This is a genomic window from Thermanaeromonas sp. C210 (genome assembly GCF_013167955.1).
GTDB lineage: Bacteria > Bacillota > DSM-521 > Neomoorellales > Neomoorellaceae > UBA12545.
This window is the reverse complement of the sequence record NZ_BLWF01000002.1, coordinates 23,654-36,891: the sequence shown is the minus strand read 5'-3', so window position 1 is coordinate 36,891 and position 13,238 is coordinate 23,654. Positions and strand designations below refer to the sequence as shown.

General features: G+C 58.4%; 13 protein-coding genes. 11 read left to right on the top strand and 2 right to left on the bottom strand.

Annotated features, from left to right (window positions below; translation table 11 throughout):
- Positions 1 to 8: 8 nt before the first annotated feature.
- The gene (locus TAMC210_RS04280; protein WP_173297588.1) at positions 9 to 689 is read right to left on the bottom strand and encodes an NUDIX hydrolase; all 681 of its coding nucleotides are present in this window, start codon (positions 687 to 689) and stop codon (positions 9 to 11) included.
- A gap of 204 nt (positions 690 to 893) precedes the next feature.
- Here TAMC210_RS04280 and TAMC210_RS04275 point away from each other — a divergent pair, with 204 nt between their 5' ends.
- Complete coding sequence (locus TAMC210_RS04275; RefSeq protein WP_173297587.1) at positions 894 to 1,331, top strand: GatB/YqeY domain-containing protein; 438 nt, start codon at positions 894 to 896, stop codon at positions 1,329 to 1,331.
- Positions 1,332 to 1,361: 30 nt separating this feature from the next.
- Here the strand turns inward: TAMC210_RS04275 and spoIIP are convergent, their stop codons facing one another.
- Positions 1,362 to 2,390, bottom strand: a complete 1,029-nt coding sequence (gene spoIIP, locus TAMC210_RS04270) for a stage II sporulation protein P (RefSeq protein WP_173297586.1) — start codon at positions 2,388 to 2,390, stop codon at positions 1,362 to 1,364.
- 86 nt (positions 2,391 to 2,476) lie between these two features.
- On the opposite strand from spoIIP, the gene larB reads away from it, so the two are divergent.
- The 10 genes from larB (at position 2,477) to TAMC210_RS04220 (ending at position 13,221) form a co-directional block, all read left to right on the top strand.
- Complete coding sequence (gene larB / locus TAMC210_RS04265) at positions 2,477 to 3,235, top strand: nickel pincer cofactor biosynthesis protein LarB (RefSeq protein WP_173297585.1); 759 nt, start codon at positions 2,477 to 2,479, stop codon at positions 3,233 to 3,235.
- A gap of 63 nt (positions 3,236 to 3,298) precedes the next feature.
- On the top strand, positions 3,299 to 3,637 hold the full coding sequence (locus tag TAMC210_RS04260; RefSeq protein WP_173297584.1) for a phage holin family protein: 339 nt from the start codon (positions 3,299 to 3,301) through the stop codon (positions 3,635 to 3,637).
- A gap of 75 nt (positions 3,638 to 3,712) precedes the next feature.
- Positions 3,713 to 5,512, top strand: a complete 1,800-nt coding sequence (gene lepA / locus TAMC210_RS04255; protein WP_254388509.1) for a translation elongation factor 4 — start codon at positions 3,713 to 3,715, stop codon at positions 5,510 to 5,512.
- Positions 5,513 to 6,640 (top strand): radical SAM family heme chaperone HemW, encoded by a 1,128-nt coding sequence (gene hemW / locus TAMC210_RS04250; RefSeq protein ID WP_173297582.1) that lies wholly within the window; start codon positions 5,513 to 5,515, stop codon positions 6,638 to 6,640.
- A gap of 106 nt (positions 6,641 to 6,746) precedes the next feature.
- Positions 6,747 to 7,784 (top strand): heat-inducible transcriptional repressor HrcA, encoded by a 1,038-nt coding sequence (hrcA, locus tag TAMC210_RS04245; protein ID WP_173297581.1) that lies wholly within the window; start codon positions 6,747 to 6,749, stop codon positions 7,782 to 7,784.
- 65 nt (positions 7,785 to 7,849) lie between these two features.
- Positions 7,850 to 8,569 (top strand): nucleotide exchange factor GrpE, encoded by a 720-nt coding sequence (grpE, locus tag TAMC210_RS04240; protein WP_173297580.1) that lies wholly within the window; start codon positions 7,850 to 7,852, stop codon positions 8,567 to 8,569.
- 11 nt (positions 8,570 to 8,580) lie between these two features.
- Complete coding sequence (gene dnaK, locus TAMC210_RS04235) at positions 8,581 to 10,422, top strand: molecular chaperone DnaK (protein WP_173297579.1); 1,842 nt, start codon at positions 8,581 to 8,583, stop codon at positions 10,420 to 10,422.
- A 14-nt stretch (positions 10,423 to 10,436) separates the two neighbouring features.
- The gene (dnaJ, locus tag TAMC210_RS04230; protein WP_173297578.1) at positions 10,437 to 11,579 is read left to right on the top strand and encodes a molecular chaperone DnaJ; all 1,143 of its coding nucleotides are present in this window, start codon (positions 10,437 to 10,439) and stop codon (positions 11,577 to 11,579) included.
- A 9-nt stretch (positions 11,580 to 11,588) separates the two neighbouring features.
- Entirely contained in the window at positions 11,589 to 12,452 is an 864-nt protein-coding gene (gene prmA / locus TAMC210_RS04225) for a 50S ribosomal protein L11 methyltransferase (RefSeq protein WP_173297577.1), read from the top strand.
- Positions 12,453 to 12,459: 7 nt separating this feature from the next.
- Entirely contained in the window at positions 12,460 to 13,221 is a 762-nt protein-coding gene (locus tag TAMC210_RS04220) for a 16S rRNA (uracil(1498)-N(3))-methyltransferase (RefSeq protein ID WP_173297576.1), read from the top strand.
- Positions 13,222 to 13,238 lie beyond the last annotated feature (17 nt).

The following is a 13,238-nucleotide window of genomic DNA, read 5'->3' as shown; positions in this document are numbered from 1 at the left end:
TTTTCCTGCTAGGGATCACCGGGAAAAACCTTGCCGCGCCAGCTTCCCGGCGGGTCGTCACTTTGCCTTATAATATTGAGGAAGTGATGGAGTATTCTGGCCGTTATGCCCCAGACGGTACGGCCGTGGATTTCATAAAATAGTTCTGGCCAGACGGCGGTGCGCCAGGGATAATTCCGGCCCCGGGGAATTTTGTGGAAGGGGAAGGTTTCCGGCGGGCTGACTTGTAAGGTTATTTCATGGTATTGGGGGGCCTGGGCCAGAAGGTAATGGAGTTCGGCGGTAAAAATTTCTCCTACTTCTGCCGGGTTAGGGCGGATGGCTTCAGGTTGGCGCAAGAACCCGGCAAAGGGATAAATAATCTGGCCAAAGGGTGTAACTAAAACATCCAAACTCCCCCACACCTCTACATCGGATGGGGCAAGGCCCAGCTCTTCGCAGGTTTCCCTCACCGCCGTTTCCTTTTCGTGGGCATCGGCCGGGCTCACATGTCCCCCCGGAAAACAGATTTCCCCTGGCTGGGTTAACAGGCGATGGGAGCGGACGGTAAAAAGGACGGCACAGGTACCTTCCTTGGGGTTTAACAGAGGGATCAGTATGGCTGAAGGGCTGTACCGCTCGGCGTCCAGCAGTCCCCTTTGGTATTGACCGATTTTCTTTTTTATCCTTTCCAGGGTTAGATATTGCACTTGACCTGGTCACCTGCCGCAAAAGCTGCTTAAACCCATCATAGTCCCTTAAGTCTTTGAAGTCCAGTTCCTCGGGCATTCCCCAGGGGAAAAGGGGTCAAACTGTGGTTGATACCTTTAAGGAGGGATAAAGATGGGCGGTGGAGAAAAGAAATTATGCCAGGGTCTGCATTGGTGACTTAACCTGGAAAGGAGGCAGGAGCAATGAAGGAACAGCTTGCCCGCGACATGAAGGAGGCCCTTAAGAGTCACGATAAAGTGAGGCTGCAGACCATCCGCATGGTCTTGGCCAGCATCAAGAATGCGGAAATTGAGAAGCGGCGGCTCCTCAATGATGACGAGATGGTGAGTATAATCCAGCGGGAGATAAAACTGCGCAAGGAGGCCCTGGAGCAGTTTGCCCGAGGTGGGAGGGAAGACCTGGTCCGACAGACCCAAGCCGAGATCGGGGTGCTGGAAAAATACTTACCCGACCAGTTGAGCGAGGAAGAACTCCTTGGCGTCATAAGGGATACCATTCGCGAAGTAGGGGCCCAATCCACCAGGGATGTAGGTAAAGTTATGGCCGCCCTCATGCCCAAAATCAGGGGCCGGGCGGACGGCAAGAGGGCTAACCAGTTAGTGGTGGAGCTGCTCCGATAAAGGTGGGCCGGCGGACCAGGGCGATGCCCCCTACTGGGTCAAGGGGTTTTCCCTTTGCAAATCCCGTAAAACCTCGGCGAGGACCCGGGCCATGAGCCGGGCCGCCTTTTCTGCCTGGTCCAGGGTGTTGTTGCTGCTCCCTATCTCCAGGAGGAGGGCCCGCGGGTGCAGGTGCTGGTTGTAGCGGCCTTCCTGGACCCGGACGCCCCGGCTCAGGCCGGGATACAGCTCATCCATTTTGGCGGCCAGGCGGCGGGCAAAGGCTTCGTTTTGGCGCCAATTGGGGTGCTCCAGCCGGGCATCGCTGCCCACGACGATTAAAATCTGGGCTACCTGCTGATCGTTGATGTAGGCGACCGGCGGCTCCTTCAAACCGGCATCCCGGTGGATGTCCAGTACAATCTGGATGGAGGGATATTCGGCCAGGAGGCGGCGGACCGTCTTTTCCGAGTTGGCGTAGGCCTGGGCAAAGTCGGGGTAATCGTGGATGGTATCAGAACGCACCACCGGCACACCGTATTCCTCGGTGAGGGCCTGGGCTAGGGCGGCGGCTACCAGGCTTATACTCGCGTTTTTCCCCGGTGTCCTTTCGGTTCCATCGCTGGGAGCATAGGCTTCGGCATTATGGGTGTTGTAGATGGCCACGAGGGGGTGACGGCCGCCCTCTTCTACTGGGGCAAAATCCGCGGGCGGAGGAGGTGGCGGGCTCTCCTGCCCTTCGGGCAAGGGGTAGTACTCCTCCTCCGTGGTTAAAAAACGGACCAGGTCGGGGTTTAGGACCTGGACGGCAGAGGGCACCAACCCAGGTTGCGGGGGAAGTGGTTGCCGGCCGGCCTCCAGTACCAAGGTGGGGAGGCCGGCCTCGAGGATACCCTGCCAGAAGGACGTGGGTAGAGAATAGGAATAACTGGCCACGGCCCCCGGTAACCGGCGCAAAAGGGACTTCAGCGGGGAGGATACCCCGAACAGCAACAGGCCGGCGAGCACCAAGAGAAAGAGCCGGCACAAGAGTCTGAGGCTTTTCCTGACCCTCCAATTGGTGATAAAGTAAATATTCAAAGGGCTGTTCCCCCTCACTACCGCCATTTTATTCCTTTAAAGTTCTTTTTAGACCTGGGGGGAGGCTTCCTTAAGGGGGTGCGGCAATGACGGAAGGCCAATTAAGGGAACTTCTTGAGGGATTGCAGGAAGGCCGGGTGAGTCTCGAGGAAGCCGTGGAGAAGATCAAAGGCCTGCCTTACGAGGACCTCGGTTTTGCCAAGGTCGATCACCACCGGGCCCTGCGCAACGGCTTTCCGGAAGTTATCTTCGGCCAGGGTAAGACCCGGGAGCAAATTGTAGCCATTGCCTGCCGCCTGGCCGGTGCCGGTGCTACGGTGCTGGTAACCCGGACGGAGGAAGAGACCTATGAGGCGGTGGCCGACAAACTGCCCGAGGCTCGGTTCAATGCCCTGGCCCGTACCATCGTGGTCCCGGCAGGGGAAATACCTCCCACGGGCGGGCGCGTAGCCGTCTTGAGCGCCGGAACGGCCGATTTACCGGTAGCCGAGGAGGCGGCGGTTACAGCGGAGGTCATGGGCAACGAGGTGGACCGCATATACGATGTGGGGGTAGCCGGTATTCACCGCCTCCTCGACCAGATGGGTAGGGTGGAGCGGGCCGATGTTGTGATCGTGGTGGCCGGAATGGAGGGGGCCCTGGCCAGTGTAGTGGCCGGCATGATAGCCCAGCCCGTCATTGCTGTGCCCACCAGTGTGGGATACGGGGCCAGCTTCCGCGGCCTGGCGGCCCTCCTGGCCATGTTAAACAGTTGTGCCACCGGCGTGGGCGTGGTCAATATCGACAACGGCTTTGGTGCCGCCGCCCTGGCCACGGCCATTACCAGGTTAAAGCTAAAAAGGTAGCAATGGTATAATTCACCTCCCTTCTGGGTAATGCTATAGTAAAATACCCGAGGAGGTGACGAAATGAACAACTGGTTAGGCGTGGTTATTCGTTTTATAGTCTCCGCTCTAGTGCTGATGCTGGTGGGTTACCTGTTGCCGGGTATCCAGGTAGCCGGGTTCACCGGCGCGCTGGTGGCGGCGCTGGTGATTGCCGCTCTCGGTTGGGTGGCGGAAACCCTGTTAGGCAAGAGGATATCCCCCCGCAGTCGTGGTATTGTCGGTTTTATCGTGGCCGCAGTGGTTATTTATTTGGCCCAGTTCCTGGTACCTACCATGTTGCGGGTTAATGCGTTGGGCGCCCTGCTAGCAGCCTTAGTGATAGGTGTTATCGATGCTTTTGTGCCGACGGAGCTGCGCTAGGCACTCCGGGGAAGCGGGCCGGGCTTTAAGCCCGGCCCGCTTTCTGTTATAATGGGATAGGAGGTGCCGGTAGTATTGACCAGGCAAGATCGTATCCGCAATTTCTGTATCATCGCCCACGTTGACCACGGCAAATCCACCCTGGCCGATCGTTTGCTGGAATATACCGGTGCCTTGAGTCCCAGACAGATGGTGGATCAGGTACTGGATACCCTGGAACTGGAGCGGGAAAGGGGTATCACTATTAAACTCCAGGCCGTCCGCCTTATCTATAGGGCGCGGGACGGTGGAGAATATCTCTTAAACCTCATCGATACTCCGGGCCATGTGGATTTTACCTACGAGGTGTCGCGCAGTCTGGCCGCTTGCGAGGGGGCCCTGCTGGTGGTAGACGCCACCCAAGGTGTCGAGGCCCAAACCCTGGCCAACCTCTACCTGGCCCTGGAGCACAACCTGGAGATCATTCCCGTCATCAATAAGATTGATCTGCCCAATGCCGAACCGGACCGCGTGCGCCGGGAACTGGAAGAAGTGACAGGACTAGACGGCAGTAGCGCTATTCTGGCTTCGGCCAAGACGGGCCAGGGTACGGAGGAAATACTGGAGGCCATTGTCCGGCGCATCCCTCCACCCAAAGGGGATAGGGGAAAGCCGTTACAGGCCTTGATATTTGATTCCCATTTTGATGCTTACCGGGGAGCCATTCCCTACGTGCGGGTGGTCCATGGCAGATTGAGCAAAGGCATGGTCATCCGCATGATGTCCACAGGTAAAGAATTCGAGGTGGACGAGGTAGGGGTTTTCACCCCCGCTCCCGTGCCGGTTCAGGTCCTGGAGGCTGGGGAAGTAGGTTATTTGGCCGCGGGGATCAAGAATGTGCGGGATACCCGGGTAGGGGACACGGTGACCGGAGCGGAAAGGCCTGCCGCGGCACCCTTACCGGGGTACCGGCGGGTGACACCCATGGTTTACTGCGGCCTTTACCCCGTGGATTCGGAACAATACGATGACCTGAGGGATGCCCTGGAAAAGTTGCAACTCAACGACGCGGCCCTGGTCTTCGAACCGGAAACCTCGGCGGCCCTGGGGTTCGGCTTCCGGTGCGGCTTCCTGGGGCTTTTGCACATGGAAGTCGTCCAGGAGCGTTTGGAGAGGGAGTACGACCTGGAGCTGATAACGACCGCGCCCAGTGTGGTCTACAAGGTAATCAAGACCAACGGCGAAACCCTTATGGTGGATAACCCCACCCACCTGCCTCCGGTGGGGACTATTGAGGCCATGGAAGAGCCCTATGTTAAGGCTACCCTCCTGCTTCCCTCCGACTATATAGGCTCAGTTATGGAGCTCTGCCAGGAGAGGCGGGGTACCTTTGTGGGCATGGAGTACCTCTCGGAAAAGAGGGTGATGCTCACCTACGAACTGCCCCTGGCGGAAATTATTTACGATTTCTTCGACCAGTTGAAATCCAAGACCCGCGGCTATGCCTCCCTGGATTACGAATTCCTGGGCTACCGGGTATCGGACCTGGTTAAGCTGGATATTCTCATCAATAACGAAGTGGTGGATGCCCTGTCCGTGATCGTCCACCGGGATAAGGCCTACCAGCGGGGCCGGGCCCTGGTAGAACGGTTAAAGGAGCTTATCCCCCGGCAGCTTTTCGACGTGCCCGTACAGGCGGCCATCGGTAGCCGGGTTATAGCCCGGGAAACGATACGGGCCTTGCGTAAAAACGTCCTGGCCAAGTGCTACGGCGGTGACGTGACCCGTAAACGCAAGTTATTGGAAAAGCAAAAGGAAGGCAAGAAGAGGATGAAGCAGGTAGGCAAGGTGGAGATACCCCAGGAAGCTTTTATGGCCGTATTGAGGGTGGATTAGATGAACCTCTACATCCACCTTCCTTTTTGCCTGCGAAAATGCAACTATTGCGACTTTATCTCTTTCCCCGCCGTACCCCTTCCGGTGACCGTCCGCTACCTTACGGCCCTTGGCCGGGAGATGGAGATGGTAGCGTCGGTTTTCCGGCCCGGAAAGGCTGCTACGGTGTATTTCGGGGGCGGCACACCGACCTACCTGGCGGCGGACGATTTGGTCGGATTGATGGCCCGTGTAGCCGCTATATTTAGTATCGAAGAACTGGCAGAAATCACCGTGGAGGCTAATCCCGGCACCCTGACCCCGGCAAAACTGCAAGCCCTGCGGGCGGCCGGTGTTAATCGCCTGTCTCTGGGAGCCCAGGCCTTTAAAGATGAGTTGTTGAAAACTATGGGGCGGGTCCACGGGGTGCGAGAAATCTACGAGTCCTTCACCTGGGCCCGCCAGGCCGGCTTTGCCAACATCAGCCTGGATTTAATCTACGGCCTGCCGGGACAGGACCTGGACGATTGGGAAGAGACCTTAGAACGGGCCCTGGAACTGGAGCCAGAGCACCTCTCGGTCTACGGCCTGGAACTGGCGCCGGATACGCCCTGGGGTCGCTCCTACTCCCAGGGCCGCCTCCTCCTACCTGATGAACATGACGTCGTGGCCATGTACTGGACGGCAAGGGAAAAAATCCAGGAGGCCGGCTATGAGCACTACGAGATATCCAACTTCGCCCGCCCGGGTTTTCAATGTCGTCACAACCTTACTTACTGGGAAAACCGGCCCTACCTTGGAGTAGGAGCAGGGGCATCCTCCTATTGGGGCGACAGGCGGTGGCAGAATCTAACCTCCCTGGAGGCCTACTGCCGGGCAGTAGAGGAGGGCCAGTTACCTGCGGGCGAGGAGGAAGTATTGACCCCCCACCGGCAGCGAGGGGATACCCTTTTTCTTGGCCTGCGGCTCCTCCGGGGTGTCAGCCTTAAGGAATATCGCGAACGCTTCGGTGAGGATTTGCTAGAAGCATATGGCCGGGAACTGGAGTGCCTCTCGGCTCTAGGCCTCGTGACAGTAGAGGCGGGGTTTTTGCGCCTTACGGAGAAGGGCCTGCCCCTGGCCAATGAAGTGTTTGTGGCCTTCGTCTAGCCGGGGTTAATCGGCTTGACAAATTGACCGGCCCGGTGTTATTTTGTAAATGAAAGTTTTTAGCACTCGGCATATTAGAGTGCTAATAGAAGAAGGTGAGTAAAAAATGCGGGTGGAGGGGCGGAAGCGGAAAATCTTAGAAGCTATTATATTAGACTATATTGCCACGGGAGAGCCGGTAGGTTCCCGGACTATTGCCCGGCGCTACAACCTGGGGGTGAGTCCGGCCACCATCCGCAACGAAATGGCCGATCTGGAAGAGCTGGGCCTTATAGAACAGCCCCACACTTCGGCGGGCAGGATTCCCTCAGACCTGGGATATCGTTACTATATAGACTGTATAATGGAGCGCCATGAGCTGTCCCCCGCCGAAAAGGAATATATCCGGCACCGCTTCGAGCAGAAAATAGGAGAAATTGAGCAGGTCTTGGCGGATGCCACGGGTCTGATTGCCGAGTTGACCAGCTATGCGGCTGTGGCCCTGGGGCCCTACCAGGGACGGGCTCATATCCAGCAGGTGCAGCTCCTATATGTATCTCCGGGCAAGGCCCTTCTGGTAGTAGTTACCAGCAGCGGCTTGGTGGAGCACCATTTGTTCAGCGTGCCCCGGGGCGTAAACCGGGCCGAGCTAAATTACCTTTCCCAGTTGTTAAACGAAAGGCTTAAGGGTATTGTGCTGGAGGACATTAAACCGGCGTTCCTGGACAGTATTTACCAGGAAATGCTGGCTACCGAACACAAACAGCTCTGTTCCTTGCTGATCGAACTTCTGGAAGAACTGAGCAACCTAAAGAGGGATGCGCGGATTTTTCTCGACGGTACCTTAAATCTTTTTGAACAGCCCGAGTTCAGGAATATAGATAAAGTTAAGGGGTTGCTCTGTATTCTGGAAAAAACAGATGCCCTGCGAGAACTCTTCGCCGAAGGCCCTCCAGCCGGCCTTAGAGTGAAAATAGGACGGGAAAATAAGAATGAAGAGATTAATAACTGTAGCATTCTCACCGTAACCTATGAAATAAACGGTGAGGTCATCGGCAATGTAGGAGTCCTGGGCCCGACGCGAATGAATTATTCTAGGACTATTTCCGTACTCGAATATGTGGCCCAAGAACTATCCCAGGCCCTCGAGAAGCTGTGCGGATAGCCCGGGGCGAAGGGTCCGCGGAGGCGAGGCCCCGGGTCTATGGGCCGGAAGGAGTGAAGACCCAGGTGAAAAGCTTTAGCGGCGGTGAAGGGCCGGAAACCGAACGGTCCCAGGGGCATACAGGGAGGGAGTTAGAGGCGGCGGAAGCGGACAGGGAACCGCCGGCTCCTCCCACGGAGGAAGACCAGGGCCTCCGGGACAAGGAGGCCGAGCCGGAGGCGCCGCCGGAGGACGAAACGACCTTCCTTAAAGAAGAGCTGGTGGCCAGGCAGGAGGAGATCGAAAGGCTTCGCTCCCAGCTGTTGCGGCTGCAAGCCGACTTTGACAATTATCGCAAGCGCATTCGGCGGGAGCAACTGGAACTGAGGCAGACTGCCTGCGCCGAGCTGGTGAAGGAATTGCTCCCCGTCCTGGATAATCTGGAGCGGGCCATGGCTTCGGCCAGGGGCGGGAGTGAGGAGGGCGCCCTGCTGAGCGGGATTGAGCTGGTTTTCCGGCAATTGGTCGAAGTCCTGGGACGCTACGGCTTGTCAGAGGTCAAGGCCCTGGGGCAACCTTTTGATCCCGCCTATCATGAGGCCGTGGCTACGGAAGAAGCGACCGATCCTCAACGGCACAACCTGGTCACCGAAGAACTCCGCAAGGGCTATCTTTTACACGGGCGCCTTTTGCGTCCGGCCCTGGTAAAGGTAGCCCTGGCGTCTGCACCGGAGACGTCCGAAACGGAAAGCGAGCCCCGAGAAGAGGAGCTGGACAACAGGGAAAACAAGTCGGAGAAGGAATAGGGGGTAAGAATATGACTAAAGGTAAAGTACTGGGTATCGATCTGGGAACTACCAACTCCTGTATGGCCATAATGGAAGGCGGGGAAGCGGTGGTAATCCCCAATGCCGAGGGAGGAAGGACTACCCCGTCGGTAGTAGCCTTTACCAAGGAAGGCGAGCGCCTGGTAGGTCAGGCGGCTAAGCGCCAAGCCATTACCAATCCCGCCCGTACTATTGTCTCCATTAAGAGACACATGGGTACTACCTACAAAGTAAGGATAGACGGTAAGGAGTATACTCCCCAGGAAATTTCTGCCATGATCTTGCAGAAATTAAAAGCCGATGCCGAGGCTTATCTGGGGGAGAAGATCACCCAGGCGGTCATTACCGTTCCGGCCTATTTTACCGACAGCCAGCGGCAGGCCACCAAGGACGCCGGCCGTATAGCCGGCCTGGAGGTGCTGCGCATTATTAATGAGCCTACGGCCGCGGCCCTGGCCTACGGGCTGGATAAGGGCGAGGACCAGACCATCCTGGTCTACGACCTGGGGGGAGGCACCTTTGACGTTTCCATCCTGGAACTCGGAGACGGCGTCTTCGAGGTAAAGGCCACCAGCGGCAACAACCGCCTGGGTGGCGACGATTTTGACGAGAGGATTATGAACTACCTCATCGATATCTGCCGGCGCGAGCACGGTGTGGATCTGCGCCAGGATCCCATGGCCATGCAGCGCCTGAAGGAAGCGGCGGAACGGGCGAAGATCGAACTCTCCAGCGTTACCAGCACCAATATAAATCTGCCCTTTATCTCCGTGACTTCCAGCGGTCCCGTGCATCTGGATGTCACCTTAACCCGGGCCAAGTTCGAAGAACTCATCGCCGACCTGGTGGAGAAGACGGTGGAACCCATACGCCAGGCCATGTCGGACGCAGGCCTCAAGCCCGAAGATATCGATAAGGTACTGCTGGTAGGCGGCTCCACCCGGGTTCCCCTGGTCCAGGAGACCGTAAGAAGGATTTTGGGCAAGGAACCCCACAAGGGGATCAACCCGGACGAATGCGTGGCCATGGGTGCGGCCATCCAGGGCGCTGTTCTGGCCGGCGAGATGAAGGATATCGTCTTGCTGGACGTCACGCCCCTGTCCCTGGGAATCGAGACTCTGGGTGGTGTGTTCACCAAAATAATTGAGCGCAATACTACCATCCCCACGTCCAAGAGCCAGATCTTCTCCACGGCGGCCGATAATCAAACGACGGTGGAAATTCATGTGTTGCAGGGTGAGCGTCCCATGGCGGCTGACAACAAGACCCTGGGACGCTTCCAGCTCACCGGCATTCCCCCGGCCCCGCGGGGAGTGCCCCAGATCGAAGTCAAGTTTGATATTGACGCCAACGGCATCGTCCACGTCTCGGCCCGGGATCTGGCCACGGGTAAGCAGCAGGCCATTACCATCAAGTCGTCGAGTGGCCTGTCGGAAGAAGAGATCCAGCGCATGATCAAGGAAGCCGAGATGCATGCCGAGGCCGACCGGAAGCGCAAGGAAGAGGTGGAAACCAGGAATCAGGCCGATTCCCTCCTTTATCAAACTGAGCGTACCTTAAAGGAATTTAAAGATAAGGCCGATAAAGCCGACGTGGAACGCATCGAACAGGCCAAGAAGGATTTGCAGGATGCCCTGGGAGGCCAAGACGTAAACCGCATTAAGGAGAAAATGGAGGCTTTGTCCCAGGCCCTCTACACCCTCACCAGCAAGGCCTATCAGCAGGCAGGCGCCGAACAGGCACGCCAGGCCACGGGAACGGAAGGCCCCGGTTGGGGCAGGGACCATGTGGTGGATGCCGATTACAAGGTCGTGGACGATGATAAGCGGTAAGAGCCGGTGATTCTATGGCCAAGCGAGATTATTATGAGGTCCTCGGAGTGGACCGGGGGGCCTCCCAGGAGGAAATAAAAAAGGCCTACCGGCGTCTGGCCCGCCAGTATCATCCGGACTTAAACCCGGGCAACAAAGAGGCGGAAGAAAAATTCAAGGAAATCCAGGAAGCCTATGATGTCCTCAGCGATCCGGAGAAGCGATCCCGCTACGACCAGTTCGGCCATGCCGGAGTAGAGGGCGGAACAGGCGCTGGTCCCGGCTTCGGCGGGTTTGACTTTGGGGGCGCCGACTTCGGAGGCTTTGGCGACATTTTCGACATGTTTTTCGGCGAGTCCTTCGGCGGCAAGCGCCGCCGACGCGGGCCGGAGCGGGGGGCTGATGTGAGGCTGGACCTGGATATCTCCTTTGAGGAGGCCGCCTTCGGGGCCGAAAAAGAAGTGGGGGTGCCGAGGCTGGAGAGGTGTCCCGACTGCGGCGGGTCGGGGGCTGCTCCGGGCACCGGGCCGGTAACCTGTCCGGCCTGCGGCGGGACCGGACAGGTGAGGATCACCCAGCGGACTCCTCTGGGGTACTATCAGACCATACGCACCTGCCATGAGTGCCAGGGAACGGGTACTATTATCCCCAATCCCTGTAAGACCTGCCGCGGCCGGGGGCAGGTACAGCGCACCCGCAAGATAAGAATCAAAATACCGCCCGGTGTGGACACGGGTGCCCGCCTGCGTTTGGCCGGGGAAGGAGAGGCAGGCGAGAGGGGCGGGCCGCCGGGCGACCTGTACGTATATATCAACGTTCGGCCCCACAAGATCTTTCGCCGTGAAGGATTTGACCTCCTCTGCGAGGTTCCCATTTCCATGGTCCAGGCAGCCCTGGGGGACGAAATCGAGGTACCCACCTTGGAGGGCAAGGCCCGCCTGACCATACCCGAAGGTACCCAGAGCGGCACCTCCTTCCGCCTCAAAGGGAAGGGGATTCCGCGCCTCAACGGGGCAGGCCGTGGAGACCAGCATGTTGTAGTGCGCGTGGTAATCCCCAAGAATCTGACCGAGCGGGAAAAGGAGGTCTTAAGGGAATTCGCCCGGCTGCGCGGATGGGAACCCTCGGAAAAGGAAAAAGGTTTTTTTAGGAGAGTAAAGGATGCCTTCATGGGTTAGGAAGATATTATGAAGTGGCAGGAGATAAGCATAACGACTACCCCGGAGGCCAGTGAAGCCGTGGCCGGCCTCTTCTACGAGACGGGGGCCCAGGGCTTGGTCCTGGAAGATAAAGGCGGGCAGGTGGTGCTGCGGGGCTACCTGCCCCAGGATAAAAGGTTAAAGGCGCGGTTGCAGGACTTTAAAGGGCGGCTAAAGGCAATCGGCCGCTTTTTTCCTGGTTGCCGGGCCGAGATGTCTTCGCGGAGCATAGAGGAAGAGGACTGGTCCGACGCCTGGAAGGCTTATTTCAAGCCGGTAAAGATCGGCCGGCGGCTGGTCGTCAAGCCGAGCTGGGAGGAGTACAATCCGCGTCCCGGGGAGCTGGTAATGGAGCTGGACCCGGGCATGGCCTTCGGCACCGGAACCCATCCCACTACGGCCATGGCCCTTGAAATGCTGGAAGAATTTATAAAGCCGGGCCATGTAGTGTATGACGTAGGCACGGGGTCGGGAATATTGGCCATCGCTGCGGCCCTGTTGGGGGCCCGGAGGGTCGTTGCCGTGGACAATGATCCGGTGGCGGTTAGAACGGCCCGGGAAAACGTGCAACGCAACGGCCTGGAAGGAAAGATAAAGGTCCAAGAGGGCGATCTCCTCCATGGACTTCCTCCGGGTGCCCATGTAGTCACGGCCAATATTGTGGCGGATGTATTGCTGGCCTTGCTGCCCCAGGCTGCTAGGCTCCTGCCTCCTGCCGGACGGCTTATTTTGGGAGGCATTATAGCCCCGCGGGCGCCTGAACTGGTGTCCGCCCTCCGGAGCCACGGATTTGCCGTAACGAAAAGGGAGCGCCGGGGAGACTGGATAGCCCTGGCGGCGACGCAGGGGTGAGCCGCGGATGGCCCACCATTTTTTTATACCGCCCGAAGAGCTGCGGCAGAAGAGAATCGTCCTCTCTGGTGAGACGGGCCACCACGCTTCCCGGGTTCTCCGTCTGAACATCGGGGAAGAAATCAGCGTGGCCGACGGCCGGGGGACGTCCTTTAAGGCGCGCGTGGTGGCCGTACGGCCGGGAGAGGTAGTGGCCGAACTCCTGGAGCCCCTCCCTTCTAACGACCCTCCCCTGTCCATCACCCTGCTCCAGGGCCTACCCAAGGGGGACAAGATGGAACTTATTATAGAGAAGGCTACCGAACTGGGCGTAAGCAGAATAGTGGGCCTCCTCACGGAAAGGGTAATAATAAAGTTGGATGAGGAGGCCGCGGCCCGGAAAAAGGACCGCTGGTGCAAGGTGGCCCGGGCGGCGGCCCGCCAGAGCCGGCGGGCCTCCATACCCCTCGTCGAAGGCCCCTGCTCCCTGGAAGAGGCTCTAAATGGAATGGCTCCGGAAACCCTCCTCCTGGTACCGTGGGAAGAAGAACGGCAGAGGGGGTTGAAGGAAGCCCTGTCGGCAGTGGATTTTTCGCGGCCCCTGGCCATCCTGGTGGGGCCGGAGGGAGGATTGACCCCGGCGGAAGTGGATCGGGCCCGCCGGGCCGGAGGCATAGTTGTCGGCCTCGGCCCCCGCATTTTACGCACCGAGACGGCGGGCCTGGCCTGCCTGGCGGTCTTAATGTATGAGGGGGGAGACCTGGGAGGTAGGAGGTATAGTTCGGGTTAAAAACGAAGGAGGGAACA